The organism is Brenneria sp. hezel4-2-4 (genome assembly GCF_013155275.1).
Lineage (GTDB): Bacteria > Pseudomonadota > Gammaproteobacteria > Enterobacterales > Enterobacteriaceae > Brenneria.
Window position 1 is genome coordinate 531,980 of sequence record NZ_JABJXS010000001.1, and the last position, 17,366, is coordinate 549,345.

Genomic DNA, 17,366 nt, shown 5'->3' on the forward strand with positions numbered 1-17,366 from the left:
CGCCGCCAGACGCGCGGCAACCGGAAAGATTAAGGGATATACCCGATAAAAGGAGGCAGCACAGCGATGATACCGTCACTGGAACTTCTGGAAGAACACCGAATGTTTGGCGGCTGGCAACAGCGCTACCGCCACGCGTCCGATACGCTGAACTGCGACATGACATTCAGCATCTATCTGCCGCCGACGCCGGATGACACGCCGCCGCCCGTGCTTTACTGGCTGTCCGGACTCACCTGCAACGATGAGAATTTCACCACCAAAGCCGGCGCTCAACGCATCGCGGCTGAAAAGGGGCTGGTTCTGGTCATGCCGGATACCAGCCCGCGGGGGCAAGGCGTTGCCGATGACGCGGGATACGATCTTGGACAAGGCGCCGGCTTTTACGTCAACGCCACCCAGCAGCCTTGGGCCGCGCACTATCAGATGTATGACTATATCCGTCAGGAATTGCCGGCCATCATTCAGCAACACTTTAATGTGAACGATCGGCAGTCTATCAGCGGACATTCCATGGGCGGACACGGCGCGCTAATGCTGGCCTTACGCAATCCGGGGCAGTACCTTTCCGCGTCCGCCTTTGCGCCGATCGTTAACCCGTGCCAGGTTCCCTGGGGACGCAAGGCGTTCGAGAGCTATCTGGGCCAGGACGAAACGCAGTGGCTACAGTACGACAGTTGCCATCTGCTGGCGAATACCCGGCATAAGCTGCCCATTCTGGTCGATCAAGGCGACTGCGACCAGTTCTTACCCGACCAGCTACAGCCGGCGAAACTGGCCGAACTGGCTCGACAGCACCAGCAACCGCTGACGTTGCGTACGCAGTCTGGTTACGACCACAGCTATTTCTTTATCGCCAGCTTTATTGAGGATCATCTGCGCTTTCACGCACAGTATTTGTACCAGCAATAATCTCCGCCATGCAGGAGCCGACGCCGATCGGTTCCTGCGTCTTGTCCGCCTGAATTACCGCTCTCGACCGACCGCAAATTGCTGCTGGAGAAAATTGTTTTTTCCCGGTAGACAAACTTATAATCAGACGCAGCCTTTAAACACGCCATGCCCGTTTCTTGAAAAGAAGCAAAAACATGACGCCTGGCTGGAGATCGGCGCACCGGTGCCGATATACACATTGCGGTAACGTCGATATCTGGAATGTGGCATTGATTGTTCAGGAGTACGGAATTTTGCAAAGAAAACGGGTTTCATCATCAGAGTTGTTCGCTATCGGATACGATGCGGAAAAGAGTCTATTGGAAGTCGAATTGCTGAATGGCAGCATATATCAGTATTCCGGGGTCGCGCGGATGATCTATGAAGAGTTAATGGCCAGTTCGACCAAATACCGCTATTACTCACGTTATATCAGAAGCTCGTTTCCCTACGAAAAAATACAATAGCGGCATAAACTTTAAATAACAAAAGGTTGTTTTTGGGGATGTTCTCTTCACGTAAAAAATCGCGCTGAAGTGGACGGGTCCGCCGGGTGAGCGGCAGGACGCCGCGAAAACCAGTGCCGCCCCATGTCGGGCTCGGGCAACGGTTGCAGAAAGCCGTATTGGTTGGTGCGCACGAAACCCCACTGCACTGGCAGAAATTTTTCCCCAAATTTGTGGGGATTCCTCAGCCTTTACCGGCGACGCTCATTTATAAGCCTCGTTGCTTGCCGTTAATCGGCCAGCGTCTCCACCTTATGAAACGCATCCAGCATGACCTGCTCATCCAACGCCAGCGGCAAATAGTGAATAGACTCGCCCGGTTTCAGCGTGCGGGCGATCACCGCCTGCATCGCGGCGCGATCGTTGATATCCACCGCCAGCTCCGCCAGCGACGTCGGCAATCCCAGCACCTTGAACGCGGCGCGGAGCTGCCGCAGCGTGGCATCATCCCCCAGCAAGGCGCTTTGAACCAAAATGCCATAGGCGACTTTTGTCCCGTGCAAAAACCGTTCGGTCTGCGGTAAAACCGTCAGTCCATTGTGGACGGCGTGCGCCGCCGCGACCCGGGTATAACGCTCCCCCAGACCGCCGACCATACCGCCGCCGGCAATAATGGCATCCACAACGTCCAGGAAATCCTGCGTCAGTTCGCCGCGGGCGACGGCCGTCATCGCCGAGGCACTCTGCTTCAGCAGCACATCGCGGATATCCAGCGCCGTTTGCAGGCCAAGACGCACCGTTAACGATAAGGCGTCAGGCTGCGGGCTGAGCACCATGGCCTCATACCACTTCGCCAGCGTGTCGCCGATGCCCGCCAGCAGGTATTCTGGCGGCGCGGCCAGAATAATGCGCGGTTCTACCAGCACCAGATGATTGGCATCGGTGAAAATTTCAAAATTCAGCGCCTGACCGGCATCGTTATACCACACCGACAGCGGCGTCCAGGCGGCGCACGTCGCCGCAATCGTCGGGATCGCCACCAGCGGAACGCCCACCTGCCGGGCCACCACTTTGGCGGTATCCAACACCGCGCCCCCGCCGATGCCGATCACCACCTGACAATGCTCCCCGGCCCGCGCCGCCAATCGGGCCACTTCGCTTTCGCTACAGTGCGCGCCGCACAGCACACGCCGGGATGAATCGGCATTAAACGCCGCAGGCAAAAACGGCTCGGCGGCGGCCAGAGCGCGTTCTCCGTATATCCACAGGGCATTGTTAAGCACCGCCGGCGGATAAAACGTCAGCAATTTATCGATTGCCCCGGGAAAAGAAAAGTAGTTGGCCGGACCGACCTGTACGCGGATTGCCGTTGTGTTCATCTGCTGATATTCCTTGCGGTGCGATTTTTGTTATGAGAGCCACATGCGCGGGCTAACCCGTCATCCCTGCATCGCCAGGTCGTTGGCCTGTTGACGCGAGGAGAACGATAAAACCAGTTTGCTGATAACACCATCTTATTCACTTGGCTGACGCGGTTTAAGAATTTTTTTACTTAACTTATGCTTTTTCATTCGTAGCCCGCGCGCCGCCGGGCGCTGAATCTGTATTTAATTCTGCCGGTTATGTGATACCTTTCACATCCGTTTTCTGACGATATTTACCGCCAAGAGCGTTAACGAACCATGACGTCCATCACCCAACCTACCCGATTGGAAATGCGCGACATTTCTATTTCATTCTCCGGCTTTAATGCCTTGAAGCAGGTTAATTTCACGCTGGAAGGGGGATCCATTCATGCCTTGACCGGCGCAAACGGCGCGGGTAAATCGACACTGATGACCATTTTGTCCGGCGCCTATCGTCACTATCGCGGCGATATCCTGATTGACGGCGTTCCGGTGGATATTCACTCGCCGCGCGCCGCCAAACGCCACGGCATTCATCTGGTGCAGCAAGAGGTGGATGTGGCGCTGGTTCCCAGCTTATCCGTGGCTGAAAACATCATGCTGGATACGCTGGCACAGACGGGCCATCTGCTCGATTGGCCCCGGCTATATCGACAGGCGCAGGCGCTGCTCGATCAGCTCGGCGTAGATCTGAACGTACGTCGGCGTCTGGACAGGTGTTCTCTCGCCGAGAAGCAGCAGATCCTGCTCGCCAGAGCGCTGTCCCACGAGTGCCGTTTTTTAATTCTGGATGAACCGACCGCCCCGCTCGATCAGGCGGAAAGCGCGCGCCTGTTTCAGGTGGTTCGCCGCTTGCGGGCCGAGGGGATCGGGATTGTTTTTATTTCTCACCGCATCCATGAACTGAGCGAAATTTGCGATACGTTAACCGTACTGCGGGACGGCGCATTGGTCAGCAGCGGCCCGATGCAGGGCTTAAGCGGCGAACAGATCGTGGAACGCATGCTCGGTCATCAGTTGGATGACATTTTCCCGCCGCGTCGGACGCGACCGCCGCAAGAGGTATTGCTTCAGGTCAGCGGGCTGCACGATGAAATTCTGCTGCGCGATATCTCTCTGACGCTGCGCAAAGGTGAAATTCTGGGCATAGCCGGGCTGGCCGGCGCAGGGAAAACGGAACTGTGTAAAGCGCTGTTCGGCGCGACCGCCAGTCAGGTCGCCGACGGCGAATACCGTGGCGCGCCCTGGAAACCGCACTCCCCCCATCGCTCGGTTGAAATCGGCATTGCGCTGGTGCCGGAAGAGCGGCGTAAGGAAGGGATCTTTATTGAGGAGTCGGTCGCCATGAACCTGAGCGTCAGCGCCAGCGACAGCTTCTCCCGCTGGGGCATATTCAGCCACCAGCAGGCCCTTCGCTGGGCCAGACACCTCATTGCGCAGTTGACCGTTCGGACCACCGGCCCTATGCAGAAACTCGCCCGGTTATCGGGCGGCAACCAGCAAAAAGTCGCCATTGGCAAATGGTTACGCAGCGACGCGCAGGTGCTGATTTTTGATGAACCCACCAAAGGGGTGGATATCAAAGCGAAACAGGATTTGTTTTCCCTAATTGATGGCTTGGCGCAACAAGGCAAAGGCATTATTTACGCCTCGGGCGAATTTTCCGAACTCGTCGGCCTGTGCGATCGGATTTGCGTACTGTGGGACGGCCGTATCGTCGCCGAACTGAATGCATCAGACATTGATGAAGAAATATTACTATTGTATTCAACTGGAGGAACTCCCGCGTGAGTCACCAACTTTCACCTAACGGGGTGATCCCCTTTCGCCACCGCTTTTTCGAATTTTTGTACCAGTGGGGCATGCTGATTACCGTAGTGGCCTTGATTGCGTTGTTTGGGCTGGCTTCGGATAATTTTCTGGATCCTTACAATATCATCAATATCTTGCGCTCGATTGCCATTGTGACGGTCATCGCCATTGGCGTGTCCATTTCGCTGTCGGTGGGCGGGTTTGACCTGTCCGTCGGTTCGACCGCCTCGCTGGCCAATGCGCTGGTGATATCCCTGTTCGTCTGGCATGGATTTGGCACTACCGGCGCGATTGTCCTGACGTTGTTGCTGTGCACGCTGGTCGGGCTGTTCAACGCGTTTCTGATCGTGGTGCTGAAGATCCCCGATATGCTGGCGACGCTTGCCAGTCTGTTTGTGATTCAGGGCGTGGCGATGACCTACAGCTATGGCGGCTCCATTACTCAAAACATGGTGTTGCCGAGCGGTGAAATGGCCGAGGGCGTTATTCCTGAGTTTTTCGCCACGCTGGGGCAGGTTCCGGTGATCGTCGTCGTTATGCTTGTCGTCACGCTGGTTGTGCAGTTGTATTTATCATTGACCAAGCATGGACGCAGAATGTATGCCATCGGCGGTAATCCTGAAGCCGCGCGGCTGGCGGGCATTCGCACGGCCCGCTATCGGGTTCAGGCCTATATTTTCTCATCGTTGCTGGCGGCACTGGGCGGCATTCTGCTGGCTTCGCGCATCGGTTCCTCGCAGGTCAACGCCGGCGGCGGCTATCTGATGGATGCGGTCGCGGCGGCCTATATCGGTTTCTCACTGGCGGGATCGGGCAAACCGAATGCGCTGGGAACGCTGGTAGGCGCCGTTATTCTCGGCGTATTGCAAAACGGGCTGGTGATGCTCTCCGTTCCCTACTATGCCATGGACATCATCAAGGGGTTGGTATTGGCGCTGGCGCTGGCGATGACCTACATTCAAAAACGCTGATTATAATCATACTCACCGCCGGCAAAGGCGGTGAGATACCGGACGCGGCTTTTATTTATTCCTGGCATCCTACCATTTTTAATAGCCAGACTGCCGGCATACTGCATTTCCGATCCCGGCCGTTTCCCTGCCGAAAAATAACGGCCATTGCGCGACCTTTGCCTAAATCAGCAAGGCTGATAGTTTCAATCATCATGAATTTAATCGCATTCAAGCACTAACGGTAAATATCCGGCGCCTATTAGATAAGAAGCAATAATAGAGTAACCACAAAATAATAAGGCGTATCGGTAGCGTATTAATCTTGTTCGTCTAATGCCGCTTTCATTTATTAATCTTATTAATCGCCCTGCTGCTGAACAAACTCGTCGATATTCTCAATTGTTTTTTCCATCAATGCCTGTAGCGACGATGCCGATGTCCAGGAAATATGAGGCGTAATCAATAGATTAGGAAGTATTTTTGCCGCCAGCATAAGCGGATTGTCCTTAGCGGGCGGTTCTTGCGTCAAACCGTCCAACGCCGCCCCCGCAATGCCGCGCCGGTTCAACACCGAAATTAAGGCCGCTTCATCAATCAACCCGCCTCTGGCGGTATTAATAATAAACGCCGTCGGTTTACACAATGCCAGCGTTTGCGAATTGATCAGACAGCGGGTTTCCTCACTTAACGGACAATGCAGAGAAATAATGTCCGCAGACTGCAAAACCTGCTCAAACGGCAAATATCCCGGCCGACACGGCGCTCTCCCGTTGCGCTCGGAAAAAATGACTTTCATCCCCAGCGCCGTCGCCAGCCGAGCCACCTCGCGGCCAATCGCTCCCGCGCCGAAAATCCCCAACGTCGATCCGGCAATGTCCTTAACCGGGTGGTCAAAGTAGGAAAACTGCGTCTGGCTGGCCCATCGATCGCTAAGCTGATCGCGATACCATCCCATCAGGCTGTGCTTAAGCGCAAAAATCATGGCAATGGTGTGCTCGGAAACGGCCTGGGTTGAATAGTCAGGCACATTCTTCACGGCGATCCCCAACTCGGCGGCAGCGACGGTATCAATATTGTTTGTCCCGGTCGCCGTTACCGCAATCAGCTTCAGATCGGGCAATGCCGATAGCGTTTCTCGCGTTAATAACGTTTTATTGGTAATAATAATATCACTGTTTTTTGCCCGGGCGATAACCTGCTCGGGAGACGTATAACTATATTCAACCCATTGATGACGACATTGCGGTCGCCTGAAACTATTTTTTTTCAGAAAAATGGTTTCAGGCAATGCGCCCTTATCCAGAAAGGTAATTTTAAGCATCGTAGTCAACCTGATAATTATTTATACGTTAAAAGTATGATCGCGATAGTAACAAAGTCCATTCGCCAAACCTAATAACGCCATTTTTTGCCCCTGAATAACCGATGAAATATGCCGACTATATTTCAACAAAAAGATAGTGAGTTAATTATTTCATTAAAAATTACTTTGTGATAAATCTGAATATCACTAAGTATTGATGATAATTGTCAAAAATACAGCTAAGGATAGCGTGCGATAAGGACGGGCAGGAATAACCGCCATAAAAAAGGGTTGTTCCCGTCTGGCGGAACAACCCGATAAAAGCGCTTATTTGTGATCGGGGAAAGTCATATCCTGATATTTGATAAAGCGCGTCCCCCGGCACAATTTGTAGCCAAACCAGATCAGTAAAAATAGCGGGAGCCCAACATACGTCGCCGTGACGCCATACCAGTCAATTTTATCTTCCAGAAACGCCTGATAGTTCTGTCCCAGCGTAATCACCAGACAGAGTACGAAAGCAAAAATCGGCCCCAGCGGGAAGAAGCTCGAACGGTATGGCAGGCGATTCAAATCATGCCCATGCATTATATAACCCCGGCGGAAACGATAATGGCTGATCGCAATTCCTAGCCAGGCGATAAAGCCGGTCATGCCGGAGGTGTTTAACAACCACAGATACACCGTCTGGTTGCCATACATGGATGACAGGAAACACAGCGCGGCGACTACCGTCGTCGCATACAGCGCATTCCGCGGCACGCCGCCTTTTGACAATCTGGCGAAAATACGCGGCGCCTTGCCTTCCGAGGCCAGGGTAAACAACATACGGGTGGAGGCGTACATTCCTGAATTCCCCGCTGACAGCACCGCCGTCAGGATAACCGCGTTCATCACCGCCGCGGCTGAAAGCAAACCGGCATTCTGGAACACCAGCGTGAACGGACTGACGGTGATGTCTTTTACGTCATTACGCAACAGGTTAGGATCGGTATACGGGATAATCAGGCTGATGATCAGGATGGCTAAAATATAGAACAACAAAATACGCCAGAATACCTGACGAATCGCCCGCGGAATATTCTTACCCGGATCTTGCGACTCGCCGGCGGCGACCCCAATCAACTCCGTACCCTGAAAAGAGAAACCGACAATCATCGCCACCCCGATCATGGCGGAGAAGCCACCGGCAAAAGGCGCATCGCCAATTTGCCAGTTATGGAACCCCGCATTTTCGGCGCCGCGCAGAATGCCCACGATCATCAGGATACCCACGGCAATAAAGATAATCACCGTCGTCACCTTGATCAGCGAGAACCAGTATTCCGCTTCGCCAAATCCCTTCACCGAAATGTAATTCAGCAGGAACATCAGCGCTAAGAACAGCGCGCTCCAGATCCAGCCGGACACTTCCGGGAACCAGTACCCCATCACCAGTTGGGCGGCGACAAGATCGACCGCAATGGTCACCGCCCAGTTGTACCAGTAGTTCCAACCCAGCGCGAAACCGAATCCTTCTTCTACATAGCGCGAACCGTAGGTTGAAAACGAACCGGAAACCGGCATAAACGCCGCCAACTCTCCCAGGCTGGTCATCAGGAAATAAACCATCAAACCAATCAGGGCGTAAGATAACAACGCACCGCCCGGCCCCGCCTGTGAAACCGTCGCGCCGGAGGCGACAAATAATCCGGTGCCTATCGAACCGCCAATGGCGATCATCGTCAAATGCCGTGCCTTAAGCTCACGACGCAGGGTAGGTATCCCCTGGGATTGAATATCTTGCTGAGTCATTATTATCCTGACTGCCGTTACTAAAAATCGAGGCGGGATTGTAGCAAATAGCCTTTATCTGAATAGCCATGATCGCTGTGTTATAAGATAGCTTAATAACTCGAAGCCGATCATTAGCAATAGCTTTTTCCTATCCGGCCTCCCGGCAATAACTCAGGAAACGCTGCAAAACATTCGAAATATGCTTCTGACGGTGATGAACCAGATACAGCGTACGCATGAATTTGGGCAACGGCACAGACAACTCAACCAGCGTGCCGGTTTCCAACTGTTCGGCAATGACCTGGCGCGACAGACAGCTAATACCAATACCATGACGTACCGCGTGTTTAATGGCCTCGGAATTGCCCAACTCCATCACTAAACGAAAATGAGGCAAACGCGCCAGCAGCAGATGATCCAGCACTTCCCGCGTTCCCGAACCGCGTTCGCGCATAATCCAGGGCGCGTCGGCCAATGATGATAGGGAAAGTTCCCGCTGGCTAAGCGGATGCGTCGGCGAACAAAAAACCACCAGTTCATCTTCCAGCCAGGGTTGGGTAACCAGATCGGTATGATGGCATGGCCCTTCTATCAACCCAAGGTCGACACTGAACTCCGACAGGCTGGTAATCACATCCTGCGTGTTCCCAACATGCAGTTCCAGAGGAATGTCGGGGAAATCCTGCCGGTAACGGGCAATCATGGCCGGCAACAGATAGTTGCCGATGGTGCTGCTGGCATAAATGCGCAATGCCCCATTGTCCTGGCGAAAAAGTTGTTCCACCTCCAGTGATTGTTCAAGCAACGACAAAGCCTTCGGATAGAGCAGTCTGCCATGCTCATTCACCACCAGTCGTTTGCCGACGCGATCAAAAAGCTGAACGCCCAGTTGCCCTTCCAAATCGGCCAATGCGGCACTCACGGCGGATTGAGAGAGTGCAAGCACAACCGAAGCCTGAGTGGTGGAACCACTCCTCAGGACTTCTGCAAAAACTTCCAGCTGGCGTAAAGTGATATGCATAAGGGCTCTTTATCGAAAATAGCTATAGGTTGCGAATATATTAATCAATTTATTTTTTAAGTCTTCTGATTATAGGCTGAGCCCGTCGCTCGGAATACGCAGAACAGCGTTACAAAATGTTGACTCTTTCTGCTGTGCCGCCCCCGAACATCTCCTGTCACAGAACGATAACGCGGCTTCCCGACTTATCAGCGATAAGTTTAATAACTTTTTTTATTCTCTGACTGGCAAATATTCCGAAAGTATCACCATGGGATCGGCGCCAGGCAAAACCGCGGCGGCCGCTGACGGAGTGGATATCAATCCGGCCGTTGAAATGATGCCATTGGCGCGAATAATTTATCCGTTAACGTCTCATTACCCCACCGGACAATGGCATAATGCCGCCGTCATCAAGAGGAGAAGAACATGAAATACGTAGGTGCCCACGTCAGCGCCGCCGGCGGCGTCGATCAAGCCGTTATTCGCGCCCATGAACTGAACGCAACGGCGTTCGCGCTGTTTACGAAAAACCAGCGCCAATGGGAGGCGGCGCCGCTCACTGCGGAGATCATCGAACGGTTTAAAGCGGCTTGTGAACGCTATGCCTACGCGCCGGCCCAGATCCTGCCTCATGACAGTTATCTGATTAACCTCGGACACCCCGAAGAAGCGGCGCTGGAGAAGTCTCGCGTCGCCTTTATCGACGAAATGCGCCGCTGCCAACAGCTCGGACTGAGCTTGCTTAATTTCCATCCGGGCAGCCATTTGAAACAGATTGATGAAGATCGCTGTCTGGCACGTATCGCCGAGTCGATTAATCTCGCGTTGGCGGAAACGCAGGGGGTGACCGCCGTTATCGAAAATACCGCCGGACAAGGGAGCAATCTGGGATACCGTTTCGAACATCTGGCCGCCATTATCGACCGTGTTGAAGATAAAAACCGCGTGGGCGTCTGTATCGATACCTGCCATGCTTTCGCCGGCGGTTACGATTTACGCACCACAGAAACCTGTGAGTCGACGTTTGCCGAATTTGAACGCGTGGTGGGATTTCATTACCTGCGGGGGATGCATTTAAATGATGCGAAAAGCGAATTCAATAGCCGCGTCGACCGGCATCATAGTCTGGGTGAAGGCAATATTGGTAAAACCGCCTTCAGCTATATCATGAAAGATAAACGTTTTGACGGGATCCCTCTGATTCTGGAAACCGTTAACCCGGATATTTGGGCGCAAGAAATTGCCTGGCTAAAATCTCAGGCTTAACCCCATCGAAAAAAATAGCGCCAGTCGGCATGATGTCGACTGGCGCTACTCCACAACCTCCCTGTTTATGGCCGAACGATTAAGCTTTTACCAATTGTTCATCCGGGCGCTTCAGCAACGCGTACAGCACGCCCGCCACCACGGTTCCGGCAATGATTGACAGCAGATAACCAATAGCCGGCGTAATCGCGCCAGGGATCAGCAGAACAAACAGACCGCCGTGCGGCGCCATCAGTTTCGCGCCGACCGCCATGGACAACGCGCCTGTCAGCGCCCCGCCGACGATACAGCACGGCAGAACACGCATCGGATCGCGGGCCGCAAACGGAATAGCCCCTTCGGAAATAAAGCACAGCCCCAGAACCAACGCGGCTTTGCCCCCTTCACGCTCGGTCGTGTTGAACTTGTTGCGCGCCAGAAAAGTCGCCAGCCCCATCGCCAGCGGCGGAACCATACCGCCCGCCATGACCGCGGCCATCGGCGCGTAAATCTGACTACTGAGCAGCGTGGTGCCAAATACATAGGCCACTTTGTTTACCGGCCCGCCCATATCCGTACACATCATGCCGCCCAGGATCGCCCCCAGGATCACCGCATTCGCCGTTCCCATGGATTGCAGCCAGCCTGTCAGGCCGGTCAGGATTTTAGCCACCGGCGTACCAACGACATAAATCATGATCAGGCCGGTAATCAGCGTCGCGATCAGCGGAATAATCAGAATAGGCTTAAGCGCGGCCATACTCTGCGGCAACGGCAGCCGGTTGTTTATCTCTCTGGCAACGTAACCGGCCAGGAAACCGGCGATGATCCCGCCGAGGAAACCCGCGCCGGTGCTGACCGCCAACATCCCGCCGACCAGGCCCGGCGTTAACCCCGGACGGTCGGCGATGGAGAAGGCGATGTAACCGGCCAGTATCGGCACCATCAGCGCAAACGCGGAACCGCCGCCGATCTGCATCAGCGCCGCCGCCAACGTTCCTTCCTGTTTAAAGGCCTCGATACCAAACACAAACGACAGCGCGATACACAGACCGCCGGCAACCACCATCGGCAGCATGTAAGACACGCCCGTCAGCAGGTGACGATACGGACCCGCGCCGCCTTTCTGAGCGGATTCCGTGCCTGCCGCCGTTGTTTGACCGCTCGGCTGATAAACTTTGGCTTCCGCTACCGCTTTATCCAGTTCCTGTGCGGTCTTTTTCAGCGCCAGGCCCGTAGAAGTGCGGTACATTTTCTTACCGGCGAACTTGCTCAGATCGACTTCGATATCCGCGGCGACGATCACCAGATCGGCCTGTTCGACCTCTTCCGGCGTAATCGGATTCCCGGCGCCCACCGAGCCGCGGGTTTCCACTTTGACCCACCAGCCGCGTTTTTTCGCTTCGGTTTCAATCGCTTCAGCGGCCATAAACGTATGGGCGACGCCTGTCGGACAGGCCGTCACCGCAACAATGCGTTTGGCTGCGGTATTTTGCTGAACCGGTGCTGACGCGGCGGCCTGATAGGTCGCGGCTTCCGCTTGCGCCTTGGCGAGGAACGCGTCCGGCTGGCTGGCTGCCAGCTCCACATCGCCCACAAACACGCGTTTGCCATTCAACGCGCTGTCCGCCGCGGCGGTCGCACCCAGAATGATCACCAATTCAGACTCGTCAGCCTGTTCCGTAAACGTCAGCCCTGCTTTCGCAGCGGCAGCGCCGAGTAGGTTCTTCACCAGATGGCTTCTCGCCAGACCCAGTGATTTATCTAAAATCAGCAGCGTTTTCATTGTTTGTCTCCTGCTGTTAATTAAAGGGTTTCAGATCGACACGCGCCATCATTGCGGCCAACTGAGGACGGTCGGTAATTCCAACATTGCTTTGGCTTACGGCCAGCGCGGACACCGCCGTCGCCAGACGCAAAGTATGTTCACTGGACTCACGCATTAATAAGCCATAAATCAGTCCCCCAACCATGGAGTCGCCTGCTCCTACCGTACTGATCACTTCGCAGGCCGGCGGTTTCGCCAACCATGCGCCCGAGGCATTCACCCACAGGGCGCCTTCCGCTCCCAATGAGATCACGACATGCGCGATACCCTGCTCACGCAGCGCATGCGCGGCATCAACCACATCCGCCAGCGTAGGCAACTTACGTCCGGCCCAGATTTCCAGTTCCCGGCGATTGGGTTTTACCAACCAGGGCGCGGCTTTCAAGCCTGCCACCAGCGCGTCGCGGCTGCTGTCGAAAATAATGCAGGGACATTGGCTGCGCAGGCGGGACATCCAGTCGGTAAAGTCGTCGGGCGCGACACCCGCCGGCAGACTTCCGCTAACGGCGACCATGTCGAACTGCCCCAGCCAACTCAGCGAGTCGTTGACAAAGCGCTGCCAGTCCTGCGGCGTAACATCAAACCCGGAAAAATTGAAGTCGGTAACATCGCCGTCTTGTTCTGTTAATTTGACATTGATACGCGTGCGGCCTGAAACCACCTGAAAGCGGTTTGCAATGCCCAGTTCGCTGAACAACTGCTGGAAACCATCCTGATTGTCTTTGCCCAGGAATCCACCCACCGTGACATCAATCCCGAGGTCTTTCAGCACCTTGGCAACGTTAATACCTTTGCCGGCGGCGTGGAGGCCTGCCGTCTGAACCAGGTTCACTTCGCCCCGCTCAATCTCCGGGCAATAGCCAACCAGATCGTAAGCCGGATTCAGGGTAATGGTGGCAACTCGCCTGCTCATGCTGCCTCCTCGCCCAAACCAGAACTAATGGCTTCGCCAATGGCGGCCAGCGCCTGCTCGGCATCGTCGCCGTTCGCGGTAAACCGCAGTTTGTGACCTTTCTTCACACCCAGCGCGATAACTTTCATCAGGCTGCGACCGTTCACCGGTTTGCCCGTACCGTTAAGATTGGCGACGGTAATTTCGCTGCCGAACTGTTTAATCACGTTAACCAGCATCGTGCCCGGACGCGCATGCAAACCATGGTCGTTGCGAATGGTGAATTCGGCCGTCAGCACTTTACTTTCTTCCGGCACGTCGCTGGTCAGCAGCGCCAACAGCGTTGCGGCGTCGGCGGTCAGCAGACGTTCAGCTTTTTGTTCGATCAGTAGTTTGCTCAGGTAATCAATCGGCGGAAGCGCTTGTTCATCGGCGGCGGCGACCGTCACCAGCAATGCGACCGACTCATCATCAACCTTAAACGGCGCGGCGGGACGAGCAACGGCGACCGCGCTGCTGAGGTTCCCCTCGGCGTTGTCGCTGAACCAGACGCCCTGCCCCAGATTCAGCGGCGTGGCGCCGACAACCGCGCTGACGAAACCGGCATCCACCGCGCCGATCTGTTGCAGACGACCGGCGTTCAGCGCCTGAAGCGTCAGCAGGTTGTCCGTCGCCACATCCAGTGAAATCAGCGAAGTATCGAAACGGAAATCGGCCAGTTGCTGCTCGCCCATCAGCAGGCTGCGGAATTCTTCCGCCGAGTCGGTGCTCGCCAAACGCGCGGCGACGCGGTCGTCGCTAAGCACATGCGTGAGTTGACGTAACAACGCCAGATGCTCATCGGAACGCGCGGCGATCCCCAGCACGACATAAGCGGTCTGGTCTTCACCCCAGGCGATGCCCTGAGGAAACTGGAAAACCTGTATTCCGGTTTTCAGCACCAAATCGCGGGTATCGGTGGTGCCGTGCGGGATCGCAATACCGCTTCCCAGATAAGTGGACGTCTGTTGTTCGCGCTGTAGCATGCCATCGACATACGCTGCGCTGACGCACCCGGCGTCGGTCAGTGCGGAAGCAACAAGCTGTATGGCTTCCTGCTTGCTGCTGGCCGTCGCGCCTAAATGAATATCTTGCTGTGACAACTGGAACATGGCTCTCCTCTCTTACTGAAAGTTGAATCGTTTCAGCTTTTATGTGGAAAAAAGCGTGGCTCGTGTAGGCATTGCTTCCAAAGACATCGCTGAAACGTTTCAATGAGTCTGTTGCCATTACGAGGTTTATGCAAGTATTCTGCACAATCGGCGTAACGAAATTATGACATCACGCACATTTTTGCCTGCACCAACCGCAGCGGCGCCATAAAAATCGCCTTAAGCTGAAACCTTGCTGAAGAAAAATAATGAAACAGTTTTTCTGTTTTTTTATAAACCGGCGTAGAATGACGCGCTCGATCTCTCCTCTGCCTGCTGCTTAAGCGTTACCACTTTATGCACACAACCGTCAGCACAACCCGACGTCAGCCCGACCTGACTTCGTTAGCCTTTTTAGTCATCGCATTCCTGACCGGGATCGCCGGGGCATTGCAACTTCCGACCCTCAGCCTTTTCCTTTCCACAGAAGTGCAGGTACGGCCATTTCTGGTTGGGATGTTCTATACCGGCAGCGCGGTCATCGGCATAATCGTCAGCCAGCTACTGGCGACCCGCTCAGATCGGCAGGGCGATCGCAAGACGCTTATTTTTCTGTGCTGTTTATTAGGCGCCCTGGCCTGTATTTTGTTTGCCTGGAACCGTAACTACTTCATTTTGCTGTTCGTCGGCGTATTGCTCAGCAGTTTCGGCTCTACCGCCAACCCGCAGCTCTTCGCACTGGCCCGGGAACATGCGGATCGCACGGGCCGAGAAGCCGCGATGTTCAGCTCCATCCTGCGCGCGCAGATCTCCCTCTCATGGGTTGTCGGCCCGCCCATCGCATTTGCCCTGGCCCTGGGTTTTGGCTTCACGGCCATGTATCTGACCGCCGCGGTGGTTTTTATCCTCTGCGGCATACTGGTCAGGCTTTTTCTGCCGTCCATGCCGAAAGTGAAGGTGAAAACCGCCGCCACCCTGGAATCTCCCCGTCGCAACCGCAGAGACACGCTACTGTTATTCGCCGCCTGCACGCTGATGTGGACCTGTAACGGTATCTACATCATCAATATGCCGCTCTACCTGGTGCATGAGTTGCATCTGCCGGAAAAACTGGCCGGAGTGATGATGGGAACCGCCGCCGGGTTAGAGATCCCGACCATGCTGATCGCCGGTTATGTCGCCAGACGTTTTGGCAAACGCTTTCTTATGCGGCTGGCAATCTCTGCCGGCCTGCTGTTTTATGTAGGATTATTGTTTCTTGATAGCGAGATTGCCTTGCTGGCGTTACAGCTGCTGAACGCGGTGTTTATTGGCATTCTCGCCGGGATCGGCATGCTGTATTTTCAGGATCTGATGCCCGGTCAGGCCGGCGCGGCAACGACGCTCTTTACTAACACCACCCGGGTAGGCTGGATTATTTCTGGCTCACTGGCCGGTATCGTCGCGGAAATCTGGAACTATCACGCCGTTTTCTTTATTGCGCTGATCATGATAGTCGGATCGGGTTATTGCCTGTGGCGCATCAAAGACGCGTAACGCGATCACCGTCAGGCGCGGTGTCGGCTTCCAGTTGGATCAGGTAAATCAGCGCATCGTCCCGATGGCTGAAACACATATCGGCCCGCGGCTGTAACCCGGCGCACACCGCGGGTCTGAGCGGCGAATGAAACAGTCCGCAGCGCATATGCGCATCCAGGTGAATACACCGGGTATTGGCAGGCTTGCCGTTGGGCATCCCCGGCAGCGGGCTGGATATTGAGGGCGCGATGCAGCAGGCGCCGCAATCAGGGCGACAGTCCATCAGTAAGCTCTCCGGCGGGCTGACCAAAGATCAGGGATCGTTCGACACCTTAACAGTCATCCGGGCAAAAACCTACGCCTATCGGCCATCCGGTTATTCGTGCGGGCGCTATTATTAAATGATGCTTGACGTATGAATTCCCGCTTGCCTGAATCCGGCGGCGCGAGTAACGTGTCGCCACAAAAAACTCACTCCTCATAACAGGTAATTTTTATGGCAAGAGCGAACGAAATTAAACGCGGTATGGTCGTTAACTATAACGGCAAGCTGTTATTCGTGAAAGACGTCGATATCCAGAGCCCAAGCGCCCGCGGCGCCAGCACATTGTACAAAATGCGTTTTTCCGACGTGCGCACCGGGTTAAAGGTTGAAGAACGTTTTAAAGGCGATGATATTCTCGATACCATTTCCCTGACCCGCCGCACCGTCACCTTCTCTTATATTGACGGCGACGAATACGTCTTTATGGATGACGAAGATTACACGCCTTACCACTTCAAAAAAGAACAGATAGAAGAAGAGCTGCTGTTTATCCCCGAAGGCGGTATGCCCGGTATTCAGGTGCTGTCATGGGATGGTCAAATCATCGCGCTTGAATTGCCGCAAACGGTGGATATGGAGATTATCGACACCGCCCCGGGCATCAAAGGCGCGTCAGCCAGCGCTCGCAACAAACCGGCGACCATGGCAACCGGCCTGACCATTCAGGTGCCGGAATATCTGAGCGCCGGCGAGAAAATCCGTATCCATATCCCTGAGCGCCGTTACATGGGACGTGCCGATTAAGTTCCCGTTGCTCATCCCGCCGGGCGACGCGGCGGGATCAATCCTTTCCAAT

The 17,366-nt window shown here is 54.8% G+C and carries 15 protein-coding genes; 7 read left to right on the top strand and 8 right to left on the bottom strand.

Translation table 11 applies throughout. The features are described 5' to 3' along the window. The first annotated feature begins 66 nt into the window (after nucleotides 1-66). Both fghA and HOY33_RS02475 read left to right on the top strand, forming a co-directional pair. Entirely contained in the window at nucleotides 67-912 is an 846-nt protein-coding gene (gene fghA, locus HOY33_RS02470; RefSeq protein ID WP_172288209.1) for an S-formylglutathione hydrolase, read from the top strand. A 275-nt stretch (nucleotides 913-1,187) separates the two neighbouring features. Further along, complete coding sequence (locus tag HOY33_RS02475) at nucleotides 1,188-1,400, top strand: KTSC domain-containing protein (protein ID WP_172288211.1); 213 nt, start codon at nucleotides 1,188-1,190, stop codon at nucleotides 1,398-1,400. A gap of 269 nt (nucleotides 1,401-1,669) precedes the next feature. On the opposite strand, the gene HOY33_RS02480 is transcribed toward HOY33_RS02475, so the two are convergent. Then, a complete protein-coding gene (locus tag HOY33_RS02480; RefSeq protein ID WP_172288213.1) occupies nucleotides 1,670-2,758 on the bottom strand; it encodes an oxidoreductase in 1,089 nt (362 codons plus the stop codon). 303 nt (nucleotides 2,759-3,061) lie between these two features. Here HOY33_RS02480 and HOY33_RS02485 point away from each other — a divergent pair, with 303 nt between their 5' ends. Both HOY33_RS02485 and HOY33_RS02490 read left to right on the top strand, forming a co-directional pair. Beyond that, nucleotides 3,062-4,576, top strand: coding sequence for a sugar ABC transporter ATP-binding protein (locus HOY33_RS02485; protein WP_172288215.1), 1,515 nt, complete (start codon nucleotides 3,062-3,064; stop codon nucleotides 4,574-4,576). Nucleotides 4,577-4,647: 71 nt separating this feature from the next. Continuing rightward, nucleotides 4,648-5,568: an ABC transporter permease gene (locus HOY33_RS02490; RefSeq protein ID WP_253906924.1), complete on the top strand. Its 921-nt coding sequence runs from the start codon at nucleotides 4,648-4,650 to the stop codon at nucleotides 5,566-5,568. Nucleotides 5,569-5,908: 340 nt separating this feature from the next. Here HOY33_RS02490 and HOY33_RS02495 read toward each other — a convergent pair whose 3' ends face one another. From HOY33_RS02495 to yieE, 3 genes are all read right to left on the bottom strand, one after another. Beyond that, complete coding sequence (locus HOY33_RS02495; protein WP_172288219.1) at nucleotides 5,909-6,871, bottom strand: 2-hydroxyacid dehydrogenase; 963 nt, start codon at nucleotides 6,869-6,871, stop codon at nucleotides 5,909-5,911. A gap of 309 nt (nucleotides 6,872-7,180) precedes the next feature. Further along, nucleotides 7,181-8,647 (bottom strand): amino acid permease, encoded by a 1,467-nt coding sequence (locus HOY33_RS02500; RefSeq protein ID WP_172288221.1) that lies wholly within the window; start codon nucleotides 8,645-8,647, stop codon nucleotides 7,181-7,183. A 130-nt stretch (nucleotides 8,648-8,777) separates the two neighbouring features. Continuing rightward, nucleotides 8,778-9,650 (bottom strand): DNA-binding transcriptional regulator YeiE, encoded by an 873-nt coding sequence (yieE, locus tag HOY33_RS02505; RefSeq protein WP_172288223.1) that lies wholly within the window; start codon nucleotides 9,648-9,650, stop codon nucleotides 8,778-8,780. A gap of 408 nt (nucleotides 9,651-10,058) precedes the next feature. On the opposite strand from yieE, the gene nfo reads away from it, so the two are divergent. After that, nucleotides 10,059-10,898, top strand: coding sequence for a deoxyribonuclease IV (nfo, locus tag HOY33_RS02510; protein WP_172288225.1), 840 nt, complete (start codon nucleotides 10,059-10,061; stop codon nucleotides 10,896-10,898). Nucleotides 10,899-10,977: 79 nt separating this feature from the next. On the opposite strand, the gene fruA is transcribed toward nfo, so the two are convergent. Genes fruA through fruB form a run of 3 tightly spaced genes read right to left on the bottom strand, consistent with a single transcriptional unit; the run spans nucleotide 10,978 to nucleotide 14,748 of the window. Further along, on the bottom strand, nucleotides 10,978-12,663 hold the full coding sequence (fruA, locus tag HOY33_RS02515) for a PTS fructose transporter subunit IIBC (protein WP_172288227.1): 1,686 nt from the start codon (nucleotides 12,661-12,663) through the stop codon (nucleotides 10,978-10,980). Nucleotides 12,664-12,679: 16 nt separating this feature from the next. Next, nucleotides 12,680-13,618, bottom strand: a complete 939-nt coding sequence (fruK, locus tag HOY33_RS02520; protein WP_172288229.1) for a 1-phosphofructokinase — start codon at nucleotides 13,616-13,618, stop codon at nucleotides 12,680-12,682. Then, on the bottom strand, nucleotides 13,615-14,748 hold the full coding sequence (fruB, locus tag HOY33_RS02525) for a fused PTS fructose transporter subunit IIA/HPr protein (RefSeq protein ID WP_172288231.1): 1,134 nt from the start codon (nucleotides 14,746-14,748) through the stop codon (nucleotides 13,615-13,617). The genes fruK and fruB overlap by 4 nt, the downstream gene beginning before the upstream one ends. A 336-nt stretch (nucleotides 14,749-15,084) precedes the next feature. Between fruB and setB the strand changes: the two genes are divergently transcribed. Next, complete coding sequence (gene setB, locus HOY33_RS02530; RefSeq protein WP_172288233.1) at nucleotides 15,085-16,263, top strand: sugar efflux transporter SetB; 1,179 nt, start codon at nucleotides 15,085-15,087, stop codon at nucleotides 16,261-16,263. On the opposite strand, the gene HOY33_RS02535 is transcribed toward setB, so the two are convergent. After that, complete coding sequence (locus HOY33_RS02535; protein WP_172288235.1) at nucleotides 16,250-16,528, bottom strand: YkgJ family cysteine cluster protein; 279 nt, start codon at nucleotides 16,526-16,528, stop codon at nucleotides 16,250-16,252. The two genes, setB and HOY33_RS02535, sit on opposite strands and share 14 nt — an antisense overlap. Before the next feature lie 213 nt (nucleotides 16,529-16,741). Here HOY33_RS02535 and yeiP point away from each other — a divergent pair, with 213 nt between their 5' ends. Beyond that, nucleotides 16,742-17,314 carry an elongation factor P-like protein YeiP gene (gene yeiP, locus HOY33_RS02540; RefSeq protein WP_172288237.1) on the top strand — a complete coding sequence of 191 codons (573 nt, stop codon included), beginning with the start codon at nucleotides 16,742-16,744 and terminating at the stop codon, nucleotides 17,312-17,314. Nucleotides 17,315-17,366 lie beyond the last annotated feature (52 nt).